The organism is Paraburkholderia pallida (assembly GCF_004524855.1).
Taxonomy (GTDB): domain Bacteria; phylum Pseudomonadota; class Gammaproteobacteria; order Burkholderiales; family Burkholderiaceae; genus Paraburkholderia; species Paraburkholderia oxyphila.
The window spans coordinates 394,527-418,408 of record NZ_CP038148.1 but is presented as its reverse complement, the minus strand read 5'-3'; the positions used below and the strand labels follow the sequence as shown (position 1 = coordinate 418,408).

Genomic DNA, 23,882 nt, shown 5'->3' with positions numbered 1-23,882 from the left:
ATGTGCTGCCGGGCTGTCTGCGCGCGGTGTCTCGTGGCGGGCGCATCAGCGGATTCGTTCGAAGCTTTTCCTCAGTGGATTCGTTGTTTCGTTCTTTGCCGCCTGCAGCGTGTTGCCACGGGTGTTCCGTCCCGCTTCGAAGAATGGTGCATCGCCGCCTTCAAGTGTGTTCGATGCGCGGCGCTTCGATGATTTTGAGTATGCGCCATTTCACGCAAACGTGTAGGGAGAAGGGCCGCCATCGTCGCGCGTGGGCGACTTTGTTGTTGTGGGCGTGTGTGCGCCAGGGCGCTCAGGGATGCATCGGCGTGTCGGCGGCAGGCGTTGGCTGCGCCGGTTGCGGCTCCATTTGAGGTGCCGATGACTGTGTCGATTGTGCCGACGATGGCGACGTGGGCGAAGGCGTTGCGGACGGCGATGCCGCTGGCGGCATGCCGCCATTGCCATCGGCCGGTGCTGCGCTTGTGGGGGCCGGCGCCGCTTCGAGCGGTGCCGGCGAGGACGTCATGGCGTTATTGGGCGTGCCCTGTGCCGTATCGTTCGCTGCGCCGTTCGCGCCACCATTTGCAGCGCCGTTCGCGCCACCGCTCGCAGCACCATTCGCAGCACCGCTCGCGCCCGGTGCCGCATCGCTCATATCGTTCGACGCAGTCGGCACGCTGAGCGCGCCGCGCCACAGCAGTTCGACCTCGGTGCCGTTCGGCTCGGTCTGCACGAGCCGTACCGGCAGCCAGCCGAGCGAGGGCGCGAGCCACACGTCGATGCGGCGCTTGTCGCCTGCGTGGCGCGGCAACCGCATGAAGTGGCGCGCCGTGACGTAGCCGTGATCCGTGCTCACAGTTTCGTCGCCGATGGTGGTGATGGGCCAGGTCTCGCCGCTGTCGTTGTCGGCCACGTAGAACTCGCGCGTGACGCCGGGCTTGTAGGCATCGGGGTCGCCGCGCACGAGGCTCGCGAGCTGCATCACCATGCTGAAGCGGTCCTGGGCACCATCGGGCAACGCGAGCGAGTTGGGCGTGCGCGTGAAAACGATCTGCTTCTCATTGCGATTGAAGATCGTGAAGTCTTCGGGGCGACGGCCGCGTTTTTCGATGTACTGCTCGGGCGCGAGGCCGAAGGCATCCACGTGGCCGCGGCTCGTCCAGCTGAACGTGCCGACGAAGGGCAGCGGTATCGACACCACCATCTCGTAGCGCTTGCCGTCGCTCTTCCAGTGGATCGTGCCAGGCTGATTGCGCGCGCCGTTGAAGAAGGTGTCGTACTGGAGCTCGCCCGAAGGCGGCACGGAGAATTTCACGCCATGCGAGGCTTGCTGGGCCTGTGCGGACGGATGGCTGCCGTTGCCGGGCGCGGCAGCGGCCGTTGTGCCGCTTGCACCATTCGCGGTGCTTGCCGACGCAGTTTCAGTAGAAGGACTCGATGCGGCCTGCGCTGCTTCAGGCGCAGCGGGGGCCTTGGGATGCGGCGCGGGCGGCGCCACGGCCTGCAGCGTGTGCGGCGCGCTCGTCGCGCGCTTTGGCCGCGCGGGTGCCGCGGGCTTTGATTTTGCCGGCGCGCTCGCAGCGGGCCGCGCCTGCTGCTCGATGCGCTCGGGCTTGAGCAGCGCCACCTGCACGGGCACGCGCACCTGAGCGAGCGGCGGCGGCGCGCCGTGATGACGCGCGAACCATTCCGCCGCGACCCAGTGCAGCGCGCTCACCGCGACGAACACGGCCACCCAGCGCCACGCGCGCGAGCGGCGCGGTGGCGCGAGGCGGGCACGATCGGCCTGGTGGTCGGCGGCGGAAGTGGACATCGGGCTCAAATAAGACTTAAAGCGAAGGCGCTTGCGCGTGGGAGACCGTTACTGTGACACGACACGCGCCTTGCCTGCAGAAAGCCTCGACTGCCGTGACGCGTCAGCGTTCAACAGGGCTGTACCCCAATTCATAGGAGAGTTTCTGTGCGCACGCGCGCAGCGCGCAATCGACGGCGCCGTTCCAGGCGATATCGAATGCGCCTTCGTGGCCGAGCGCGATGAGTCCGAGCGCGAGGTCGCCTGTCGCATCGAAGACGGGCGTGCAGAACGCGTGGATGGTTGCCAGCAGCATGCCTTCCACGCGCGCGGCGCCATGCTCGCGGACCTCGGAGAGCGCGCGCTCGAGTTCCTCGGCGGTCCGCGGCGTCGAGCCCGAGGAATAGTGCTGCGCGCTGCCAAGCTCGCGCTCGATCATCGGCCCGGTCTTGCTGCGCGGCAGGTAAGCGGCGAACAGCAGGCCCGTGGCGGAGCTGAGCATCGGCATGACGTCGCCGAGCTTGAGCGAAGCCTTGGCCGGATGGCTCGATTCCATCCAGTGCACGACGGTCGGCCCCTGATTGCCCCAGACGGCGATGCCCACGGTGATGTCGAGCGCGTCGCGCAGCTCGGCAAGCGCGATGCGCGCGAGCTTCACGCCGTCCACGCGCGCGAGGCGCGCGAGCCCGAGCTGCAACGCGAAGCCGCCGAGCTCATAGCGGCCCGAGAGCGCGTCCTGCGCGACCATGCCGAGACGCATGAAGCTCACGAGATAGCGGTGCGCCTTGGCCGGGCTCATGCCGGCGCGCTGCGCGAGGTCGCGCAGCATCATCGCGCGCGGCTCATTGGTCAGCACTTCGAGCAGCCGGAAGCCCACTTCGATCGACTGGATGCCCGAGCGCAGCTTTTCTTCGCCGCTGTCGCTACTCTCGCCGGTGTCGCCGCTCTCGTGGGCGTCATCGAGGTCGGCGGCGTCCTCGGCGTCGCGGGCGGCAGCCGCGGACAGTGCGGCCGGTGTAGTGGCGGAGCGGGCGGATCGGGAAGGCGGCATGGAGTCGTGCGGGTCCTGGCGTTCGGATTTCGATTCACCATCGTAGAATACATTTCCTCTATCGTCATCCACGTCTCACTACATGAAACTCGCCACGCTGAAGGACGGCACCCGCGACGGTCAGCTGATCGTCGTTTCCCGCGACCTGCGCAGTGCCGCCATGGCCGACGCGATCGCGCCCACGCTGCAGCGCGTGCTCGACGACTGGCGCTTCTACGCGCCGCAACTGCTCGATCTCTACGAGACGCTCAACTATGGCCGCGCGCGCAACGCCTTCAGCTTCGACGCCAGCGCGTGCATGGCGCCGCTGCCGCGCGCCTATCAGTGGGCGGACGGCTCCTCGTATGTGAATCACGTCGAGCTCGTGCGGCGCGCGCGCGGCGCGCCCATGCCGCCCGAGTTCTGGACCGACCCGCTCATGTACCAGGGCGGCAGCGACGACTTCATCGGCCCGACCGACGACATCGTCTGCGCATCGGAGGCCTGGGGCATCGACTTCGAGGCCGAAGTCGCCGTCATCACCGGCGACGTGCCGATGGGCGCGAGCGCCGAGGACGCGCTCAAGGCCGTGCGCCTCATCACGCTCGCGAACGATGTCTCGCTGCGCAACCTCATTCCCGCCGAGCTCGCGAAGGGCTTCGGCTTCTTCCAGAGCAAGCCGGCCACGTCGTTCGCGCCCGTCGTCGTGACGCCCGACGAACTCGGCGAGCACTGGCGCGAAGGGCGCGTGCACCTGCCGATGCTCGTGTACTGGAACGGCAAGAAGGTCGGCCAGCCCGACGCGGGCACCGACATGGTGTTCCACTTCGGCCAGCTGATTGCGCACGCGGCGAAGACGCGCAACCTGCGCGCCGGCGCGATCGTCGGGTCGGGCACGGTCTCGAACAAGGATGCGAAGCGCGGCTACTGCTGCATCGCCGAGAAGCGCTGCCTCGAGACGATCGAGCACGGCGAGGCCCGCACCGAGTTCATGAAGTTCGGCGACAGCGTGAAGATCGAGATGCTCGACGAAGCCGGCCACTCGATCTTCGGCGCGATCGATCAGGCTGTGGCGCCCGGCGCCAGCTGAGCCATCCGAGAGGGTTTCGCCGGATGCCGCATGCGCCGCGTGCGGCTACACTGGCGAACGCGCGTGCGCGTGGCGCCTTCAAGCGCTCACGCCGCGCGCAGGCGGTCCGCGCATCATGGGCAGTACACGGACCGCATCGAAGCCGTACGCAGAATACGCTCGACATACCAATAGTCTGGAGACACCGTGAAGCCCTTTCGCCCACGTCGTTTTGCCTGCTCGCTCGCATCCAGAGCGGCCGCCCCGTGTGCGGCACTTGCCGGCATCCTGGCGCCCACTTTCGCCCTCGCACAAATCAAGATCGGCCTCGTGCTTTCGCTCACCGGCCCGGCCGCGTCGCTCGGCATTCCGGCACGCGACACCGCGGCGATGTTCCCTACGCAGATCGCGGGCCAACAGGTGCAGTACATCGTGCTCGACGACGCCTCCGATACCACCCAGGCAGTGCAGGACACGAGAAAGCTGATCGACGAGCAGCACGTGGACGCCATCATTGGCTCGTCGATCACACCCAACACGCTCGCGATGCTCGACGTGGTCGCGCAGGGCGAGACGCCCACGATCTCGCTGGCGTCGTCGGCGAAGATCATCGAGCCCGTGGACGACAAACGCCACTGGATGTTCAAGACGCCGCAGACCGACGCGATGATGGCCAGCGCGATCGCCGAGCACGCGGCCGCGCACAACGTGAAGACCATCGCCTATATCGGCCAGGCCGACGCGCTCGGCGAGGCCTTCTACGCCGAAGTCGCCAAGGCCGCGCAGGCGCGCGGCATCAAGATCGTCGCGAGCGAGCGCTTCAATCGCACTGATCCGAGCGTGACGGGGCAGGCGCTGAAGATCGTCGCCGCGAATCCCGACGCCGTCGTGGTGGGCGCGGCCGGGACGCCCGCCGCGCTGCCGCCCAAGGCGCTCAAGGAGCGCGGCTACAAGGGCCTCATCTATCACAACCACGGCGTGGGCAACCGCGACTTCCTGCGCGTGTGCGGCGCCGACTGCAACGGCACCTTCCTGCCCGCGAGTCCCGTGCTCGTGGCCTCGCAGCTGCCCGACGGCGAGCCGGAGCGGCGCCTCGCGCTCGACTATATTTCGCGCTACGAAGCACGTTACGGCGCCGGTTCCGTTTCGGCGTTCGGCGCCTATACGTGGGACGCGGGCCTGTTGCTCGGCAGCGCGATTCCCATTGCGCTCCAGTCGGCGGCGCCGGGCACGAAGGAGTTTCGTCACGCGCTGCGCGATGCCATCGAATCGACGCGCGGGCTGCACACCACCAACGGCATCGTCAACATGAGTGCCACGGACCACCTGGGGCTCGACGCGCGTGCACGCGTGATGGTCGAGATCCAGGACGGCAAATGGGTTTACCAGCCGCATTGATGTTTCCTTGATGTACCGCCCAATGATTCTGCAATCCGAAGCAATTTAGGAGCCGCCCATGAACGATCCTTTTTACGCCCACTATGACGCGCTGCGCGTGCGGCGGCACGAGCACGGCATCGTCGAGATCGTGATGAGCGGCGAGGGCGCGAACAAGAGCGGCCTCGCCACGGCCGACGCCAATATGCACCGCGAGCTTGCCGAAATCTGGCGCGACGTGGACCGCGACCCCGACGCGCGCGTCGCGGTAATCCGCGGCGAGGGCAAGGGCTTTTCGGCGGGCGGCGATCTTGCGCTCGTCGAGGACATGGCCACGCACTTCGACGTGCGCGCGCGCGTCTGGCGCGAGGCGCGCGACCTCGTCTACAACGTGATCAACTGCAGCAAGCCCATCGTTTCGGCGATGCACGGCCCGGCGGTGGGCGCGGGGCTCGTGGCGGGCCTGCTCGCCGATATCTCGATCGCGGCGAAGTCGGCGCGCATCATCGACGGGCACACGCGCCTGGGCGTCGCGGCGGGCGACCACGCGGCGATCGTCTGGCCGCTCCTGTGCGGCATGGCGAAGGCGAAGTACTACCTGCTGCTGTGCGAGCCGGTGAGCGGCGAGGAGGCCGAGCGCATCGGCCTCGTCTCGCTCGCGGTGGACGAGAACGACTTGCTGCCCAAGGCGTTCGAAGTCGCGAAGCGCCTCGCCAACGGCTCGCAGACCGCGCTGCGCTGGACCAAGTACGCGCTCAACAACTGGCTGCGCCAGGCGGGGCCGAATTTCGATACCTCGCTCGCGCTCGAATTCATGGGCTTTGCCGGGCCCGACGTGCATGAGGGCGTGAAGTCGCTGCGCGAGCGGCGCGCGCCGGAATTTCCGGGCGGCGATCCGTTCTAACGGGTCCGTGGCGGCGCGCGTTGCTCGAGCGCGCCGGCAACCGCATGCGCGCCGCGCTTTGGCTGTGTGCGCGAGCCCTGAACTTCGCGCGCCCGGTGGCTCGGCCCGCGCGGTATGATCGAAGCGTAATCATCTGCGCTTTTGTGCGCGCGGCCTGCAGCGGCACACGCCATGTCGCTGCGAGCCGCAAGCCGGCGCAAGCCAAATCCTGAGGCCCGCCTGATCCGGGTAGCCGGCGATCCAGCCGGCCGCTCAGCGTGGCCGACCCACTTTGCGAGGGAGAATCCGCATGACCGATTCAGCAGGCACCGTGCCGCCGTTCCCGGGCTTTCCCGGCTTTCCGCCCGCCGAGATGCTCGACCGCATGTGGGGGATGATGCGCCTCACGCCGTTCGGCAGCGCGTTTCCCGGCAGCGAGCCGGGCGCGGGGCAGGGACTCGGGCCGTCGCTTTCGATGATGTCCGACATGATGACGCCGCTCACCAATATCGAGGAGCTCGACAAGCGCATCACCGATCTGCGTGCCGTCGAGCAGTGGCTCAAGCTGAACCTGAGCATGCTGCAGTCGGCGATCCAGGCGCTCGAAGTGCAGCGCGCGACGCTCTCCACCTTGCGCGCGTTCGGCGCGTTCGCGCAGTCGATCAGTCCGTCGAGCACGCAGAGTGCGCCGGAACCCGAGCCGCGCGACGCACGCGCGCAAGCAGGCGCCGCATCGGCGGAAGCGGCCGATGCCGCAGCGGGAGCGCCGGCCGGTTTCGACGCCTCGGCGTGGTGGAACCTGCTGCAGTCGCAGTTCAATCAGCTCGCGCAGTTCGCGATGGTTCAGCCCGCGGCGGCGGCCGAGGCGGCGGCCGAGGCGGCGGCCGAGGCGGCGACCGAGGCGGCGCAGGCCGCGGCCGAAGCGGCTGCGCCGCGCGCGAAGCCGGCGGCGAAGCGCAGCGGCGGCAGCGGTGGCGCGAACGGCGGCGGTGCGGGCGGCAAGCCGGCTGCGCGCAGCGCGAAGCGCTCGTCGGCGCAGCCCGAGTAGCGCCGGGGCTGCTGGCGAGGGGCGTCGATCAGCGGTCGGCGCCAACGGTTAAAGGTAGTCGAAGGCAAATCCGTCCTGCGGGACGCAGCACACGGGGAGTGTCGGCGTCATGAGACTTGCGCTCGTGATGATGGGCGGCGGCGCACGCGCGGCCTACCAGGCCGGCGCGCTGCGCGCGCTCGCGGAACTCGCCGGGCAGGCCGAGCCGGCGCGGCGCGCGATGCCGTTCACGGTGATCTGCGGCACCTCGGCGGGCGCGATCAACGCCACCTCGATCGCCAGTCATGCCGACCACTTTCTGCACGGCGCGCAGCGCCTCGTCGACATCTGGTCCAATCTGAGCGCCGGCCAGGTCTATCGCACCGACTTGCCCGGCGTCGCGGCGGCGGGGGCGCGCTGGCTCGCCGCGCTCGCATTCGGCTGGGCCACGTTCGGGCTCGCGGCGCGGCGCACGCCGCGCACGCTGTTCGACAACGCGCCGCTCGCCCGTTTCCTCGAAGGCACGCTCAACTTCCACCGCATCGAGCAGATGCTCGACGAGCGCCTGCTGCACGCGCTCTCCGTGACCGCGCTCAGCTATTCGTCGGGGCGGCATCTGACCTTCTATCAGGCGAGCGAGCCCATCAGCGCGTGGCGCCGCGCGCAGCGTACGGCACGGATGGTCGCGCTCACGCCCGCGCATCTGCTCGCTTCGGCGGCGATTCCCTATGTGTTTCCCGCCGTGCGCCTCGAGCTCGACGGCCATCACGAATATTTCGGCGATGGCTCGATCCGGCAGATCGCGCCGCTTTCGCCGGCCATCCACTTCGGCGCGGAGCGCATCGTCGTGATCGGCGCGAACGCGAGCGCGCCCGAGGTGCCGGCCGCGCGCCCCGACATCGACGTCTATCCGACGCTCGCGCAGATCGGCCAGCAGGTGCTCGCGAGCGTGTTTCTCGACGCGCTCGGCGCCGACATCGAGCGCATCGAGCACGTGAACCGCATGGTGTTGCACCTGCCGCACACCGTCGAGCCGGAAAGCGGCTGGCGCCATATCGACGTGCTCGCGATCGGGCCGAGCGAGCGCATCGAGCTGATCGCCGCCCGTCATTTGCAGCAGCTGCCGCTCTCGGTGCGCACGCTGCTGGGGGCGGTGGGCGGCAATCGCGCGTCGGGTGCGGCATTTGCGAGCTATCTGCTGTTCGAGAGCGCTTTTACCCGCGAGCTGGTCGAACTCGGTTACCGCGACACGCTGGCTCAACGCGAGCTGCTTCTGGAATGGCTCAAACAACCGTCGGACGAGCCTTCCGGCGTGGCGCACGGGCACCCGGAAGCGCGCCGGAACTGAAAGATCGGCGTGCTATCATCGTGTAAGGTTTTTCCGACCGCCCGCTGTCGGAGGCTCGGACGCGTCAACGCGGGCGGGCCAGCGGCGGGCGCGGGTGAGGCGGCCGAGCGGCGGTTTGGCTGCAAGCTGCGGCAATCTGCCGCAGCTTGACGCGATGCTCGCCGAACGGTCCGTCGGGGCCGCCGCGCCTCGCGTGAACGGGGCGGACGGGCGGCCAAACGACGCGGGCGGAATCCCGCGAATTATCCGGCAGCCGGATTCAAGGCATGGTGCAACTACCCAGAATCCACAACGGCGCCTCCAATCCGGCATTGCAGATTGCCGCTCGACAGGAAGTAATCTGTTTAGCGGGGGTGTAATTGCGTCCGGGCGGCCGGTTACCGCGTAAAATTAAATGTTTTCGCCTGTGTGCCGTAGAGAGATGTCAAACCGACGCGGCCGCGGGCAGCACGATACAAGTCGTCATGCGCAGAACAGGGGCGGGACTATGAACACGATGCTTTATCCGGAACTTTACAAATCGCTCGAATCGGTCCGATGGGATATGGAAAAGGATATTCCCTGGGACAAGTTCGATGCGTCGCTCCTCACCGACGAGCAGGCTCAGACCATCAAGATGAACGCCATCACCGAATGGTCCGCGTTGCCGGCCACGGAGATGTTCCTGCGCGACAACCATCATGACAGCGACTTCTCCGCGTTCATGAGCGTGTGGTTCTTCGAGGAGCAGAAGCACTCGCTCGTGCTGATGGAGTACCTGCGCCGCTTCAAGCCGGAGCTCGTGCCCACCGAGGAAGAGCTGCACGCCGTGCGCTTCACGTTCGATCCGGCGCCGCCGCTCGAGACGCTCATGCTGCACTTCTGCGGCGAGATCCGCCTGAACCACTGGTATCGCCGCGCGGCCGAATGGCACACGGAGCCGGTCATCAAGGCCATCTACGAAACCATCTCGCGCGATGAGGCCCGTCACGGCGGCGCGTATCTGCGCTACATGAAGAAGGCGCTCAACAATTTCGGCGACGGCGCGCGCGCGGCGTTCGCGAAGATCGGCGTGCTGATGGCCTCGGCGCGCCGCACCGAGAAGCCGCTGCACCCCACGAACCTGCACGTGAACCAGGCGCTGTTCCCGCGCGACACCGTGCAGTCGCGCCTGCCCGATCCGGAATGGCTCGAGCGCTGGCTCGACGAGCAGATCCGCTTCGACGACGGCTGGGAAAAGAAGGTGGTCGAGCGCATTCTGCACAACTTGTCGATCCTGTTCGAGCGCACCTTCACCACCGCGCAGGAGCTCAACCGCTACCGCAAGGAAGTGGTGCAGCGTCTGCAGGGCGAACAGGGCGCGCAGCAGCCGGCCTGATGCCCGTCCACCGCTCGTTCGTCTCGCGCCCCTCGCGGCGCTGAGGCGAACCCGACGGCCCGGAGCGCTCGCGCGTGACGGGCTGTTTTTTCATCGGCGGCGCTTCCGACGACACCGTCCGCCGCGATTCACTCGAGCCTCATTCCATGCCCGCTTCCTTCGAACGCAAGATCACGACCCGCGAAGCGCTCGCGCAACGGCGCGCCTCGCTGAGCGGCCCGGTGGTGTTCACCAACGGTGTCTTCGACATCCTGCATCGCGGGCATGTCACCTATCTCGCCGACGCGAAGGCGCTGGGCGCGACGTTGATCGTCGGCGTGAACAGCGACGCTTCGGTGAAGATGCTCGGCAAGGGCGACGATCGTCCGATCAACAACGAGAACGACCGCATGGCGCTGCTGGCGGCGCTCGAAAGCGTGGACTGGGTGGTGCAGTTCGGGGAGCGCACGCCGATCGAGCTGATCGAGGCCGTGCGCCCGGACATTCTCGTGAAGGGCGGCGACTACGACATGGATGCGTTGCCCGAGTCGGCGCTCGTGCGCAGCTGGGGCGGCCGCGCGCTCGCGATCGCGTTCGAGCACGATCGCTCGACCACGAAGCTGCTGCAGAAGGTGCGCGACCAGCAGGGCTGAGCGGTTTCTTCGACCCGGAGCGCTGCGCTCGACCCGCGCGGCAATCGAGCGTTCAGGCGTCGCGCACGCGCCGCGCAACTCGCAACGCTCGCGCGGCCTGCCGCTATTACTGCGCGAGCGTAGAGGCCTGAATGGCCGGATCGGCGACCGGGCCGCCCACCACGGGCACGTCCACGGACTCCGAGGGTTTGATCGGCCGCACCATGAGGCCTTCCGGATGGATCTGCCGGTTCAGTTGCTTGTGCCCGTTCGTGCCCGTCAGGGGAGCGGGGCCGAACAGGCCGCGGATCGCCCCGAAGGCGAGCAGGTTGGCGAGAATCAGGATGGCGATCAGCCCGCGCAGCATCGTGTGAGACTCCGTCGATATCGTTCGTGAGGTTCGCCGCCGCGCCGTGCGGCGGCACGCGCCCAAGGCGCGCTCAGGATTGCGTCGCGATCAGTGCGAGGCCCGCGAGCACCAATGCGTCGTGGCGAGTATGCGGCACCTTCAGCGCCGCTGTCACTTCGGCGGCTGCACCGCCGCTCACCACCAGCCGCACCGGCATTTTCCACGCATCTTGCAAATCGGCCCACGCGCGCTCGATCAGTCCCGCCTGGGCGAGCGCGCAGCCCGTCGAGATCGAGCGCTTCGTGTCGGTGGCAAAGAGCGGGCCTAATCCCAACGCTCCCGCCGATTCCGCCGCGGTTCCCACCATCGTTCCCAGCGCCGTTCCCATCGTCGATTCCGCGTCTTGCCCGGCATTGCGTTCGCCGTGCGCCGTGCCGATCAGGCCGCGCGCGTGCTGCGCGTCGAGCACGGGCAACTGCGCCGTATGCTCGCCGAGCGAGCGCATCATGAGCGTCCAGCCCGGTGCGATCAGGCCGCCCACGAAGGTGCCGTCGGCGCGCAGCGCCTCCAGCGTCGTCGCGGTGCCGAACGTGGCGATGAGCAGCGGCTCGTCCGGAAACGCCGCGCGCGCGCCGATCATGCCGGCCCAGCGGTCGCTGCCGAGTGCGTCGGGGGTCGTATAGCCGTTCGTCACGCCGCATTGCTGCCGGCTCGCGCGGATCACCGAGCGCGCGAGGCCGGGCCAGTGGGCGTCGAGCGCGGCGTCGATGCGCTGCGCCACGGCCGCGCCCGCGACGTTCGAGATCCATGCGCTGCCGGGCACGGGCAGCGCCGACCAGTCGGCGAAGTCGCGTGCGGCAGCAGCGGGGGGGATCGCGGCGGCCGTGTCGGGCGCCGCGTTGCCTGGGGCGGTGTCGTGGCTCGACGCGCCGGCGTGCAAACGCGTGCCATCGGCGGCCACGAGCGCCCACTTGATCCGGCTATTGCCGGCGTCGATCAGCAGAAACGGCGGCGGGCAAGCGCGCTGGGCGCTGCTCGTGTGGCTCATGCGCCGTTGCCTGCGAGCCGCAGCGAGATGTCGCCGGTCGTGACGGCCTCGCGGCCGCTCGCGGTGTCGAGGAGCAACTGGCCGCGCTCGTCCACCCCCACGGCCACGCCGCGCAGCAGCTCGGCGCCTTGTTCATAGAGCGCGACTTCGCGACCCGCGTAGGCGTGGCACGCGTTCCAGCGCGCCTGGAACGGCGCGAAGCCCGCCGTGCCGAAGCGCTGCAGCGCGCCTTCGAGCGCATTGAGCTCGGCGGCCAGCACGTCGGTGAGATTGGCGGCGGGCCACACGCGCGAGAGCGCGGTGGGTGCCGTACCGGGCACGGGCGCCGCCTGTTGATTCGCCGGGTCGGCGTTGAGCGCCTCGACCTTCGCGGCGAGCGCTTCCGGATGGCGCACATTCGTGCCGATGCCGATCACCACCGCCGAGGCGTCGGCCGTGCTCCACGCGCTCTCCACCAGGATCCCCACCAGCTTGTCGCCTTCGAGCAGCACGTCGTTGGGCCACTTGAGCGCGATCTGGCCGGGCGCGGCCACGGGCAGCGTGCGCAGCCCGTCCACGAGCGCCGAGCCAACGGCGAGGCTCAAGCCCGCAAGCCCCTCGACCGGGCGCGGCAGCACGCAGCCGATGGAGAACAGCAGCGCGTCGCCGGGCTGGGCGATCCAGCTGCGCCCGCGCCGGCCGCGGCCCGCGGTCTGCAGATAGGCCACGCGCACGATCGGACGCGCGAGGGCGTCGGCGCGATGCGGCAATGCCTTCAGGTGCGCCATCAGGTCGGCGTTGGTCGAGCCGGTTTCCTCGACGATCTCGATGGGCCAGTCGTGCGCGGCCGGGCCGAACAGCGTCACCGCGCGCGCGCGGTCGATGCGCCAGTCGTCGGCGCTCGGGGTATCTGGGGTAGGAGTATTCATGTCTCGTATTGTAGTGGCTGCCACTGGCGCTGACGGGCGCAAATCGGCAGGCCGCCGCGTGCTGCCATCGGCGTGGAGCCTGTCCGTTCCGCGTGGCTCCCCGGTTTTTTCGATGGGCTCTCCGGGGTGGCGCTTGCGCGGAAGTCGTCCAAATTTTGCCTGTTCTTTAGGCAATTCACAGCTAACCCACAGCTGGCCCACAGGTTATCCACGGAATCATCCACAGGCGCCAGCATGGCGGATGCAGACGGCATTGCGCCGATCCGTATTCGGGGCTTACGCATTCCACAGCGCGCCCACAGGCTGCCAACAGGTCATCCACAGAATTATCCACAGCGCGCCAGGGCGCAACCTGGGCTTTGCTCCAGCAGACGAATTGGTGCGCGCCCGGACCGCCGAAACGGGGCGCGTTCGTTACAATGATTGATCATTCCTCCCGTCCGAGCGCCCCGCCTTGACTCAAGAGATGCCGCCCGGCCTCGAAATTGCGGCCGGCACCCATGGAAAGATCGTGCGCCTGTCCGGTCAATGGACCGCGCTGGCCCTCGCGCGCGACCGCGACAACGGCGGCGCGGCGCGGCGCCTGCGCGCGCTCGTTGACGAGCGCATCGGCCAATGGGACCTCTCGCGCGTCGAGCGCATGGATCACGTGGGCGGCCAGGCGCTCTGGCGCGTCTGGGGCCACAAGCTGCCCGCCGACCTGGTGGCGCTCTCCGACACGCAGCGCGACATCTTCGAGCGCATCGCGCTGCTCGATTCGGCGCGCGAGCCGGCCGAGCGCGTGGTGCGTGTCGATCCCGTCACCCGGCTGGGCCTCGCGATCTTCTCGTTTGGCGACCATCTGTACGGCGGGCTGGCGATGCTCGGCCGCGTGATGCTCGATCTGCTGCTCGTGCTGCGCAAGCCGAAGGTCACGCCCTGGGTGGAGATCTCCGCCAACGTCTATAACGCAGGTACGCGCGCGCTGCCGATCACGGCGCTCGTCGCGTTTCTGATCGGCATCGTGCTGTCGTATTTGTCGGCGCAGCAGTTGCGGCTGTTCGGCGCGAACCAGTTCATCGTGAACATTCTGGGCCTCGCGGTGATTCGCGAGCTCGGGCCGGTGCTCTCGGCCATCCTGGTCGCGGGGCGCTCGGGCTCGGCCATCACCGCGCAGATCGGCGTGATGCGCGTGACCGAAGAGCTCGACGCGATGCGTGTTATGGGCATCTCGCACGGCCTGCGCCTGATCCTGCCGCGCGTGATCGCGCTGGGCGTGGCCATGCCGCTGCTCGTGATGTGGACCGACATCATCGCGCTGCTGGGCGGCGCGCTCGCGGCCAAGGCCGTGCTCGGCATCGACATCTCGTACTTCATCCGCTCGCTGCCGAGCGTGGTGCCGATCGCGAACCTGTGGATCGGGCTCGGCAAGGGCGTGGCATTCGGTATGCTGGTAGCGATCGTCGGCTGTCACTTCGGCTTTCGCATCAAGGCGAACTCGCAAAGCCTCGGCGAAGGCACGACCACCTCGGTCGTGACCTCCATCACCATCGTGATCCTCGCCGACGCCGTGTTCGCCATCCTGTTTCAGAACGTGGGGCTGTCATGAGTACGACGACCGGCACGATGACCACGACGGGCACCCTGACCACGCCGCTCAAGGAGGTGGCCGAGGACCTGCCGCTGCCCGCCATCGGCGAGCCCATCATCGAAGTGCGCAATCTCAGCAAGCGCTATGGGCGCAACATCGTCCATCAGCATCTGAACCTGGACATCCGCCGCGGCGAGATTGTCACGATCGTGGGCGGCTCGGGCTCGGGCAAGACCACGCTCGTGCGCCAGATTCTCGGCCTCGAAAAACCGACATCGGGCACGATCAAGCTGTTCGGCGAAGACATCTCGACGATCGAGCCCGAGCGCGCCCGCCTCATGCGCACGCGCACGGGCATGCTGTTTCAGCACGGCGCGCTGTTCTCGTCGCTCTCGGTGTTCGACAACGTCGCGCAGCCGGTGCGCGAGCTCGGCAAGGTGCCGGGCGACCTGTTGCGCGACATCGTGATGCTCAAGCTCGAGATGGTGGGCCTGCCGTGCAAGCACGCCTCGAAGATGCCGGCCGCGCTCTCGGGCGGCATGGTCAAGCGCGTGGGCCTCGCGCGCGCGATCGTGCTGGAGCCGGAGCTGCTCTTTCTCGACGAGCCTACCGCCGGGCTCGACCCGCGCTCGTCGGACGAAGTGGTGGAGCTCATCAGCACGCTGCACCGCGCGCTAGGCCTCACCGTCGTGCTGATCACGCACGACCTCGACGCGATGGTCGCGCTCTCCACGCGCGTGGCCGTGCTCGCCGAGCGCAAGGTGCTGGTGGCGGCCCCCGTGGAGGAGGCCGCGTGCGTGGACGATCCGTTCATCCGCGAATATTTTTTGGGCATGCGCGGCCGGCGTGCGCTGCAGGCGCTGCCGCCCGAGCGGCGCGCGAAGCTGCCGCCGGCGGCGCTCGCGCCGGCTTCGGTGGGCGCGAAGCCGTGTTGATGCGCGCCACGCGAGACTGCGCGCGCGAGCGCCGCGCCGCCGCGTCTGCGGCCGCGCTTGTGGCCGGGCGTGTAGCCGCGTCTGCGTCGGCGCTTGTGGTCGGGCGTGTAGCCGCGTCTGCGGCCGCGCTTGTGGCGGGGCGTGCAGCCGCGCTTGCGGCCGCATTCGGGGTCGCGCCTGTGGCCGCATTCGTAGCCGCCCGTGTGGCCACATCCGTGGCCGCCAACGAGGGAATCTGACGATGGAAAACAAAGCGCATGCGTTCTGGGCGGGTGCCTTCACGATCGGTCTGCTGGCCGTGATCGCGTTCGCGGTCGTCTTCTTCAGCGCCGACCATACCGTGCGCGTGCCGTACGACCTCATCTCGCGCAGCAACGTGACGGGGCTCTACCCCGATGCCGCCGTGCGCTATCGCGGGCTCGACGTCGGCAAGGTGCAGTCGATCCGGTTCGATCCGAGCCACCCGGGGCAGATCCGCATCCGCGTGGTGGTCGACCAGAAAGCGCCGATGACGCGCTCCACCTTCGGCACGCTCGCACTGCAGGGCGTGACGGGCATCGCGTTCGTGCAGCTCGACGACAACGGACTCGATCTTTCGCCGCTGCCTTCTTCCGAGAAGCACGTGGCCGAGATTCCGCTGCGCCCGGGCCTGCTCGACCAGTTGCAGCGGCGCGGCGATGCGCTGCTGCGCAAGCTCGACAACATCGCCGGCGACGTCGACGAGATGCTGAACGAGGAGAACCGCAAGCAGATCATGGCGACCGTGTCGAGCCTGCAGCAGGCCGCGAGCAGCGCGAACGCGCTCGCGCAGCAGTTGCAGCCGACCACCCAGCGCCTGCCGGGCGCGGTCGCCGAACTGCAGAAGACGCTGCAATCGACCAATCAGCTGATCACGAGCATGAACCGGCCGGACGGTCCGTTCCAGACCAATCTGAACAAGGCCGGCACGGCGGCGGCCCAGGCCGGGCAGGCGCTGACTTCGATCGATGCGTCGATTCAGGACCTTTCGGCGCGCGTGGGCTACGACACGCTGCCGCGCGTCGACTCTCTGACCGACGACGTGCGCTCGGCGATGCGTTCGGTCGACAAGGCCGCGGGCGCTTTCAGCACGAGCCCGAGCAGCCTGCTGTTCGGCGGCGCGCCGCTGCCCGCGCCGGGGCCGGGCGAGCCGGGCTTCGCCTGGCCCGCCGGCGCGGGCACGAAGTAGCGCCGCTGCCGGCCAGGCACCAACGTAGGCACCAAGCGCCGCATGAGTCGCATCAACTGGAAGGAATCGCAGGAAGGAACCGCAATGTCACGCCAAGCCACTTCGTCACGCTCGCTCCAGAGGCTCTGCTGCGCCGCGCTTGCGGCGCTCGCCATCGGCTCGCTGGCGGCGTGCGCCGGCAGGTCCGCCGCGCTCTCCGATATCCGCTACGACCTCGGGCCGCAGCAGGAGGCGGCGAGCGCATCGGCGTCGCTGCCGCCGCTCAAGGTGCTCGAAGTGAGCGCGCCCCCGACGCTCGACCACGACGGCATCCTCTATCGCCTGAACGGCGACTCGCAGCGCTCGGGGCGCTACGCGGAGAGCCGCTGGACGATGTCGCCCGCGCGCCTGCTCACGCAGCGCCTGCGCACCGCGCTCGCCGCGCGCGCCACCGTGCTCTCGGGCGCCGACGCCGTGCCGGCGCCGATGCTGAAAGTCGAGCTCACGGAGTTCGAGCAGGTTTTCGATACGTCAACGCAAAGCGCCGGCGTGCTGGCCGCGCGCGCGACCCTCATGCAGGGCGGCAAGGTCATCGCGCAGCGCTCCTTCGTGGCGCGCGCACCCGCGAGCACGCCCGACGCCGCAGGCGGCGTAGCGGCGCTGCGTGCGGCGAGCGACGACTTCGCGGGCCAGATTGGCGCGTGGCTGGGCGCGCAGGCGTTCGCCGGCACGCCTTGAGCCACGCGGCGCCCGGCGCTTCGGACGCAGCAGAGGCGGGACTGGCGGCATGAGTGGCGCAGGCAAGGGTGATTCGGACGAGGCGGAGCGCGGCGCCACGCCTCCCACACCCGAATCGCCGCTGCGCCAGCCTTCCACGCTCTCTCGCCAGGCGTTTGCGCTCTACACCGCGCTGATCGTCTACGCTTCGTGGTATCCGTTCTCGGGCTGGCGCTCGCTCGGGCTCGGCCCCTTCGACTATCTCGGCGATCCCTTTCCGAAATACTGGACGGTCTTTGACGTCGTCACCAACGTGCTCGGCTATATGCCGTTTGGCGCGCTGGCCGTGCTCGCCGTCTGGCCGCGCTGCCGCGGCTTGCTGGCGATCGCGCTCGCCACGCTGGGCGGCACGCTGCTCTCGGGCGTGATGGAGGCGGTGCAGACGTATTTGCCCACGCGCGTCGCCTCGAATCTCGACCTCGCCACCAACGTACTTGGCGCGCTGCTGGGCGCGGCCATCGCGGCGCCCGCCACGGGAGCGCTGCTCGAACGCGGCTTCCTGCGGCGTCTGCGCTTTCGCTGGTTCGAACGCGACGCCGGCACGCTGATGGTGCTCGCCGCGCTCTGGCCGTTCGCGACGATGTTTCCCGTGCCGCGCCTGTTCGGCATGGGCGACTGGCCGCGCGCGCTCTGGGAGCGCTTCGACGCATCGATGCAGGGCGCCGTGCTCGCCTGGGCACCCGCCGCCTGGCAGTTGAGCGCGTGGCCCGGCGCGCTGGCCGCGCGGCTGCCGGAGACCGACTGGGAGGCGCTCGTGACCGCGCTCAACCTGTTCGCCGCGGCCGCGTTCGCCTCGCTGCCGATGCGCGCTCGCGCGCCGCGTGCGCGGCTCATCGTGCTGCTGATCGTGACGACGCTCGCGGTGAAAGCCGGCGCGACTTTCCTGCAATCGCAAAGCGGCCTCCTGTTCGACTGGGCGACGCCCGGCGCGCTTGCGGGTCTCGCATGGGGCACGCTGGCGGCTTTCGTCGCGCTGCGTCTGCCGCGCACGGCGCGCGCCGCCGCCGCGACGGTGGCGCTGGCCGTCTCGCTAGTGCTCGTGAACGTGCTGCCGGTGAGTCCCTATTTCGATGTCCTGCTCGCCGACTGGCGCCAGGGCCGCTATCTGCACTTCAACGGGTTGGCGCGCTGGCTCGCTTGGACGTGGCCATGGGCGGCGCTCGGCTGGACGGCGTTCTCGCTGGAGCGCGCGTGGCTAGCGCGGCGCGCGCGCAGCCGGATGCGATTGGGCCGCTGATGCGACCGACACATGCGACCGACACATGCGGCCGACACATGCGGCCGACACATGCGACCGGCAAATGCTGCGATACGGCTCGCTATGCGGGCGCAGCGGATCGCAGCGGACGCCGTACCGGCCTCCGCTAGCACACGGAGCGTTCACGCCACGCTCGCTATAATCGACCGCATTGCACTGACAGCATCCCCTCAACCGCCTTGCATCGACCGCGCCGCGAGAAACGCGAGCCGTACGGCCTGCGCGCCGCGCCCGACACTTCACCGGTATCTCCCGCCATGACCGATTCGTTCTATCAACACCATGTCTTTTTCTGCCTGAACCAGCGCGACCCCGGCGCCGATCGTCCGAGCTGCGCGAACTGCAACGCGCAGGCGATGCAGGAATACGCGAAAAAGCGCGTGAAGGAGCTGGGCCTCGCGGGCCCGGGCAAGGTGCGCATCAACAAGGCCGGCTGCCTCGACCGCTGCGAGGAAGGCCCCACCGTCGTCGTGTACCCCGAGGGCACCTGGTACACCTATGTCGACGAGAGCGACATCGAGGAGATCGTCGTCTCGCATCTGCAGAACGGCCAGGTGGTCGAGCGCCTGAAGATCGACCGCTAAAGCGCCACTCAGGCACCTCGAAAGAACCACGCAAGGACCCGCAAGAGCCGCAACGATGAACGCACAAACCGAAAAATTCCACATCGATGGTCCCGTGGGCCAGATCGAATGCGCACTCGACAGGCCCGACGCAGGCACACCGGTGCGCGGCATCGCGCTCGTCGCGCATCCGCATCCGCTCTTTGGCGGCACGATGGACAACAAGGTCGCGCAGACGCTCGCGCGCACGCTCGTGCAGCTCGGCTACGTGACCTACCGTTCGAACTTTCGCGGCGTCGGCACGACGTCGGGCACGCACGACAACGGCATCGGCGAGCAGGACGACCTGCTCGAGCTCCTGGGCTACATGCGCGCGCAGCCGGGCCAGGCCGACATGCCGCTCGTGCTCGCGGGCTTCTCGTTCGGCACCTTCGTGCTCTCGCATGTCGCGAAGCGCTATCAGGAAGCGGGCGGCGCGATCGAGCGCATGGTGTTCGTCGGTACCGCGGCTAGCCGCTGGGAAGTCGCGCCCGTGCGCGAGGACACGCTCGTGATCCACGGCGAGCTCGACGAGACCGTGCCGATTCTCTCGGTGTACGACTGGGCGCGGCCGCAGGAGCTGCCCGTCGTCGTGATTCCGGGGGCGGAGCACTTCCTGCATCGCAAGCTGCATATCCTCAAGCGCATCATCGTCGACGCCTGGCGCTGAACGGTGCACGCGGGGCGGGCGCGCACGCGGTGTCCGCGTCGCCCGCGTGGTCCACTGCAAGCTCTGTGTCGGACGATCGCGAGCCAGACGAAGCAATACGTAAACGCGAGGCAAGCGCGCGGCCAAAACAAGCCAAAAACACGTGTCTTCCGCGCGGCATACGTGAAAAATGCGCGACAGGTAGGCGCAAACGTGTACCCAGTTCGAAAAACGCCATCACGTGATGCGTATAATGGGCGGTCTTTTTTGCGCATCGCCGCGCCTGTTTTCGTTGTGTTCTGGCGTGTGAGCGAGGCGCCGCAGTTCGGCCTCCCGACACGTGCGCCCGATGGCGCACAACGTTCTCCCGACCCCAATTCGCTCGACCTGAACCTATGCGTTTTCTCTCCTCCGGCCAGCAATCCTCTTTCGTTTCTTCCTCCATCGTCCGCAACGTCACGCTCGGCGCACTGCTGCCCGCCACGCTCCTCGCGAGCGCGACGGCTTTCGCGCAGGTGCCCCCGCCCGCGGTGAACGCGCGCTCGTGGGTGCTCGTGGACGCCACCGCGAACCAGGTGCTCGCCTCGGGCAACGCCGACGAGCGCGTCGAGCCGGCCTCGCTCACGAAGCTGATGACCGCGTATCTCGTCTTCGAGGCGCTGCAGACGAAGAAGATCTCGATGGACCAGATCGTCACGCCGAGCGTTGCCGTGCGCCGCGTGAAGAACGACGAATCGCGCATGTTCATCGAGGCGGAGAAGCCGGTCTCGGTGCACGATCTCGTCTACGGCATGATCATCCAGTCGGGCAACGACGCGGCCATCGCGCTGGCGGAGCTCGTGGGCGGCAGCGAGGCGAACTTCGTCAACATGATGAACGCCGAGGCGCAGAAGCTCGGCATGGCGCATACGCACTTCGCCGACGTGAACGGCATGCCCGACCCGAATCACTACACGACGGCCGGCGACCTTGCCACGCTCTCCGCGCACCTGATCCGTGACTATCCCGAGTACTACAGCATCTTCTCGGAGAAGGAGTTCACGTATAACAAGATCAAGCAGCCGAACCGCAACCGCCTGCTGTGGATCGACCCGACCGTCGATGGCCTGAAGACCGGCCACACCCAGGCGGCGGGCTACTGCCTGATCGCCTCGGCCAAGCGTCCGCTCGCGGGCGGCGGCAACCGCCGTCTTGTGTCTGTGGTGATGGGCGAGCAAAAGGAGCGCGATCGCACGGCGGACAGCATGAAATTGCTGAGCTACGGCTATAGCGCTTACGACAGCACGCGCATCTATGGGGCCAACCAGGTCGTGGCCACGCCGCGCGTCTACAAGGGTGCGCTGGACGCCGTGAAGGTGGGCGTGAAGAAGGATCAGTACGTGACGCTGCCCAAGGGCGCCGCCGACAAGGCCAAGCCGCAGATCGAGCTCACCAGCCCGTTGATCGCGCCGCTTGCGGACGGCCAGCAGGTCGGCACGGCGAAGTTCGTCGGCGCGGACGGCAAGGTGCTCACGCAATTCCCGCTCGTCGCGCTCGAGCCGGTGCCGCAAGCGGGCATCGCGGGCCGCGTGTGGGATTCGCTCATGCTCATGTTCAACAAGAAGAAGTAAATGAACGCACCGACCTCGACTTCGAATCCGCATGCGGGTGAAGCCGCGGAGCCCATCGTCTGGCTCAATGGCGAGCTCACGCCGCTTTCCGAAGCGCGCGTGCCGGTGCTCGACCGTGGTTTCATCTTCGGCGACGGCATCTACGAAGTGGTGCCCGTCTATGCGCTCGAAGCCGAGGGCGCCGAGCCCGGCGCGGGCACGCTGCGCGTGCCGTTTCGCATCGCGCAGCACCTCGCGCGGCTCGCGCGTTCGCTGGACAAGGTCGGCATTGCGAATCCGTTTGACGAGGCCGGCTGGCGCGCGCTCATTGCGCGCGTGATCGAGGCCAACGAGGCGGCCGGGACGCTCGCGCGCGACGCGCACGCGAACGTCTATCTGCAGGTGACGCGCGGCGTCGCGAAGCGCGGCCACGCGTTCCCGGTGGGCGTGACGCCCACCGTGTTCGTGATGGTCAATCCGCTCGTGATGCCGGGCGCCGCGCAGCGCGCGAGCGGCGTGGCCTGCGTCACGGCCGAGGACCGCCGCTGGCTCAATTGCGACATCAAGTCGACCTCGCTGCTCGGCAACGTGCTGATGGCGCAGAACGCGGCGGACCACGGCGTGTTCGAGACGATCCAGTTGCGCGATGGCTGGCTCACGGAAGCGTCGTCGTCGAACGTCTGGGTCGTGAAGGACGGCGCGCTCTACGCGCCGCCGCGCAGCAACAGGATTCTCGAAGGCATCCGTTACGGGCTCGTCGAGGAGCTGGCGCAGGAATGCGGGATTCGCTTCGAAGCGCGCGAGATCGACGAAGCGGCGCTGCGCGCCGCCGACGAGCTGCTCGTGACTTCGGCGACCAAGGAGATCCTGCCGGTGGTCGAGCTCGACGGACAGGTGGTGGGCAGCGGCAAGCCGGGCCCGGTCTATGCCGCGCTCTACGAGGCTTATCAGCGCGCGAAAGCGCGCGAGGCGCGCGCGGTGTTCGCGGCGCGTGATCAGGTAGCGGCTTGCAAGTAAACTCGGGCCTCGCTACAGGAAGTGAAACTATGACTGCATCTGAACTGAATGGCGGCGCTCAGGCGCCCGCAAAAGAGTCCCTGATCGAATTCCCCTGCGATTTCCCCATCAAGGTGATGGGCAAGACGCATCCGGAGTTTCAGGACACCATCGTCGCGGTGCTGCGCGAATTCGATGGCACCTTCGACGCGGCGACGATTGAATCGCGTCCGTCGAGCGGCGGCAACTACACGGGCCTGACCGTGACCGTGCGCACGACGAGCCAGGCGCATCTCGACGATATCTATCGCGCGCTCACCGGGCATCCGATGGTGAAGATCGTGCTGTAACGCTCGCCGAGGGTTGTGCGCGCGTGTTCTCACAAGGGCTGCTTTCGGGCGGCCCTTGTTGCGTTTGAACGTCGGTACGCGTTGGTGCGCTTCGCTCGCTAGCGCGCCTTCGCGCGACGCCCGGCGTGATCCGATCGGCGCAATCAGAGCGGCGCAATCAAAGCGTGTCGTCTTCGCGCACGCGCAGCGCCGCTGCGGCCGCCGTCATGAGCGGGCCCGCCTCGCAGGCGTCTTCGTAGAGCCTGCGAAAGCGCGCGACCTCGTCGAACACCCAATTGCGAAATGCCTGCACGCGTTCGGTCTCGAGGCGCTGCGGCGTGCAGATGAAGTAGTAGCGCCAGGGGCTCGGCCCGTCGACGTCCTTGAAGAGCCGCACGAGCCGGCCGCGCGTGATCTCGTGCATCGCAAGCGAGCGCCGCACGAGCGCGATGCCCTGGCCGTCCATGGCGGCTTGCAGCAGATTCGACGAATCCTGGTAGAGCACGCCGCGCTTGGGCTCGGGTATGTCCTGCATGCCGGCGGCGTCGAACCACGGGCGCCAGAGCTCGTCGTCGGAGCGCAAGAGCGTCAGTTTCGTGAGCTCGCGCGGATCCTCGGGCAGCTTGCCGCCGTTGAAATCCGGCGAGCACGCGGGAAAGAAAATCTCGTCGAGCAGCAGCTCGGCGTGCAGCCCCGGATAATGGCCATAGCCGAAGCGCACGGCCACGTCCACGTCGTCGCGCGCGAAGTCGACGAGCGAGTTCGTCGATTGCAGCTCGACGTCCCATTGCGGATGGGCCTCGATGAAGCGGCCGATGCGCGGCGTGACCCAGCGCGCGGCAAACGACGAGAGCATCGACACCACGAGGCGCCGGTCGCGGTCGCCCGCGCGGATCTCATGGGTGGCGAGCGCCAGTTGCGTGAGCGCGTCGCGCACCTGGCCCGCGTAGCGGCGGCCCGTGTCGGTGAGGCGCACGCGCTTGCCGTCGCGGGCGAACAGGGCGATGCCGAGCTCGCCTTCGAGGGCGCGAATCTGGTGGCTGACCGCGCCGTGCGTGACGAACAACTCGTCGGCGGCGCGCGAGAAGCTTTCGTGGCGGGCGGCGGCCTCGAACGCCTTGAGGGCGTTGAGCGCCGGAAGCTGGCGCAGATCCATCGTAGTTTTTCTCACATAGCCGTGAAAATTGATCGTTTTGCCCGATCCCTTGCT

At 68.2% G+C, this 23,882-nt stretch carries 23 protein-coding genes; 17 read left to right on the top strand and 6 right to left on the bottom strand.

Annotated features, from left to right (window positions below; genetic code table 11):
* Positions 1-292: 292 nt before the first annotated feature.
* Together E1956_RS01805 and E1956_RS01800 are read right to left on the bottom strand one after the other, a co-directional pair.
* Entirely contained in the window at positions 293-1,795 is a 1,503-nt protein-coding gene (locus E1956_RS01805) for a DUF3108 domain-containing protein (protein ID WP_134746895.1), read from the bottom strand.
* Positions 1,796-1,898: 103 nt separating this feature from the next.
* Positions 1,899-2,825 carry an IclR family transcriptional regulator gene (locus tag E1956_RS01800; RefSeq protein WP_134746893.1) on the bottom strand — a complete coding sequence of 309 codons (927 nt, stop codon included), beginning with the start codon at positions 2,823-2,825 and terminating at the stop codon, positions 1,899-1,901.
* A gap of 82 nt (positions 2,826-2,907) precedes the next feature.
* Here E1956_RS01800 and E1956_RS01795 point away from each other — a divergent pair, with 82 nt between their 5' ends.
* The 7 genes from E1956_RS01795 to rfaE2 all read left to right on the top strand — a co-directional run bounded on the left by E1956_RS01795 (position 2,908) and on the right by rfaE2 (position 10,497).
* On the top strand, positions 2,908-3,894 hold the full coding sequence (locus E1956_RS01795; protein ID WP_134746891.1) for a fumarylacetoacetate hydrolase family protein: 987 nt from the start codon (positions 2,908-2,910) through the stop codon (positions 3,892-3,894).
* A 186-nt stretch (positions 3,895-4,080) separates the two neighbouring features.
* Positions 4,081-5,271 carry an ABC transporter substrate-binding protein gene (locus E1956_RS01790; RefSeq protein WP_134746889.1) on the top strand — a complete coding sequence of 397 codons (1,191 nt, stop codon included), beginning with the start codon at positions 4,081-4,083 and terminating at the stop codon, positions 5,269-5,271.
* A gap of 58 nt (positions 5,272-5,329) precedes the next feature.
* Entirely contained in the window at positions 5,330-6,154 is an 825-nt protein-coding gene (locus E1956_RS01785) for an enoyl-CoA hydratase/isomerase family protein (protein WP_134746887.1), read from the top strand.
* 289 nt (positions 6,155-6,443) lie between these two features.
* Entirely contained in the window at positions 6,444-7,181 is a 738-nt protein-coding gene (locus tag E1956_RS01780; RefSeq protein ID WP_134746885.1) for a PhaM family polyhydroxyalkanoate granule multifunctional regulatory protein, read from the top strand.
* A gap of 109 nt (positions 7,182-7,290) precedes the next feature.
* Positions 7,291-8,508 carry a patatin-like phospholipase family protein gene (locus E1956_RS01775; protein ID WP_134746883.1) on the top strand — a complete coding sequence of 406 codons (1,218 nt, stop codon included), beginning with the start codon at positions 7,291-7,293 and terminating at the stop codon, positions 8,506-8,508.
* A gap of 487 nt (positions 8,509-8,995) precedes the next feature.
* Positions 8,996-9,865 carry a ferritin family protein gene (locus tag E1956_RS01770; protein ID WP_134746881.1) on the top strand — a complete coding sequence of 290 codons (870 nt, stop codon included), beginning with the start codon at positions 8,996-8,998 and terminating at the stop codon, positions 9,863-9,865.
* A gap of 146 nt (positions 9,866-10,011) precedes the next feature.
* On the top strand, positions 10,012-10,497 hold the full coding sequence (gene rfaE2, locus E1956_RS01765) for a D-glycero-beta-D-manno-heptose 1-phosphate adenylyltransferase (RefSeq protein WP_134746879.1): 486 nt from the start codon (positions 10,012-10,014) through the stop codon (positions 10,495-10,497).
* A gap of 106 nt (positions 10,498-10,603) precedes the next feature.
* Here the strand turns inward: rfaE2 and E1956_RS01760 are convergent, their stop codons facing one another.
* The 3 genes from E1956_RS01760 to E1956_RS01750 all read right to left on the bottom strand — a co-directional run bounded on the left by E1956_RS01760 (position 10,604) and on the right by E1956_RS01750 (position 12,790).
* Entirely contained in the window at positions 10,604-10,843 is a 240-nt protein-coding gene (locus tag E1956_RS01760) for a hypothetical protein (protein ID WP_134746877.1), read from the bottom strand.
* Positions 10,844-10,916: 73 nt separating this feature from the next.
* The gene (locus E1956_RS01755) at positions 10,917-11,873 is read right to left on the bottom strand and encodes a type III pantothenate kinase (protein WP_134746875.1); all 957 of its coding nucleotides are present in this window, start codon (positions 11,871-11,873) and stop codon (positions 10,917-10,919) included.
* A complete protein-coding gene (locus E1956_RS01750) occupies positions 11,870-12,790 on the bottom strand; it encodes a biotin--[acetyl-CoA-carboxylase] ligase (protein WP_418789241.1) in 921 nt (306 codons plus the stop codon). Before E1956_RS01750 ends, E1956_RS01755 begins: the two co-directional genes overlap by 4 nt.
* Positions 12,791-13,247: 457 nt before the next feature.
* Here E1956_RS01750 and E1956_RS01745 point away from each other — a divergent pair, with 457 nt between their 5' ends.
* The 10 genes from E1956_RS01745 (at position 13,248) to E1956_RS01700 (ending at position 22,693) form a co-directional block, all read left to right on the top strand.
* Complete coding sequence (locus E1956_RS01745) at positions 13,248-14,369, top strand: MlaE family ABC transporter permease (protein WP_418789240.1); 1,122 nt, start codon at positions 13,248-13,250, stop codon at positions 14,367-14,369.
* Between the two features lie 35 nt (positions 14,370-14,404).
* Positions 14,405-15,286 (top strand): ABC transporter ATP-binding protein, encoded by an 882-nt coding sequence (locus E1956_RS01740; RefSeq protein WP_418789239.1) that lies wholly within the window; start codon positions 14,405-14,407, stop codon positions 15,284-15,286.
* 241 nt (positions 15,287-15,527) lie between these two features.
* On the top strand, positions 15,528-16,493 hold the full coding sequence (locus E1956_RS01735) for an MlaD family protein (RefSeq protein ID WP_134746869.1): 966 nt from the start codon (positions 15,528-15,530) through the stop codon (positions 16,491-16,493).
* 84 nt (positions 16,494-16,577) lie between these two features.
* The gene (locus E1956_RS01730) at positions 16,578-17,210 is read left to right on the top strand and encodes an ABC-type transport auxiliary lipoprotein family protein (RefSeq protein WP_134746867.1); all 633 of its coding nucleotides are present in this window, start codon (positions 16,578-16,580) and stop codon (positions 17,208-17,210) included.
* 49 nt (positions 17,211-17,259) lie between these two features.
* On the top strand, positions 17,260-18,486 hold the full coding sequence (locus E1956_RS01725) for a VanZ family protein (RefSeq protein ID WP_134746865.1): 1,227 nt from the start codon (positions 17,260-17,262) through the stop codon (positions 18,484-18,486).
* Between the two features lie 278 nt (positions 18,487-18,764).
* Positions 18,765-19,091: a (2Fe-2S) ferredoxin domain-containing protein gene (locus E1956_RS01720; RefSeq protein ID WP_035524047.1), complete on the top strand. Its 327-nt coding sequence runs from the start codon at positions 18,765-18,767 to the stop codon at positions 19,089-19,091.
* Between the two features lie 55 nt (positions 19,092-19,146).
* The gene (locus E1956_RS01715; RefSeq protein WP_028217136.1) at positions 19,147-19,779 is read left to right on the top strand and encodes an alpha/beta hydrolase; all 633 of its coding nucleotides are present in this window, start codon (positions 19,147-19,149) and stop codon (positions 19,777-19,779) included.
* 374 nt (positions 19,780-20,153) lie between these two features.
* Positions 20,154-21,368 (top strand): D-alanyl-D-alanine carboxypeptidase family protein, encoded by a 1,215-nt coding sequence (locus tag E1956_RS01710; RefSeq protein WP_134746863.1) that lies wholly within the window; start codon positions 20,154-20,156, stop codon positions 21,366-21,368.
* Complete coding sequence (locus E1956_RS01705) at positions 21,369-22,364, top strand: D-amino acid aminotransferase (RefSeq protein ID WP_134746861.1); 996 nt, start codon at positions 21,369-21,371, stop codon at positions 22,362-22,364. It begins immediately after the preceding gene.
* 29 nt (positions 22,365-22,393) lie between these two features.
* Positions 22,394-22,693, top strand: a complete 300-nt coding sequence (locus tag E1956_RS01700) for a DUF493 family protein (protein WP_134746859.1) — start codon at positions 22,394-22,396, stop codon at positions 22,691-22,693.
* Between the two features lie 157 nt (positions 22,694-22,850).
* On the opposite strand, the gene E1956_RS01695 is transcribed toward E1956_RS01700, so the two are convergent.
* Entirely contained in the window at positions 22,851-23,828 is a 978-nt protein-coding gene (locus E1956_RS01695; RefSeq protein ID WP_134746857.1) for a transcriptional regulator GcvA, read from the bottom strand.
* Positions 23,829-23,882: the final 54 nt, after the last annotated feature.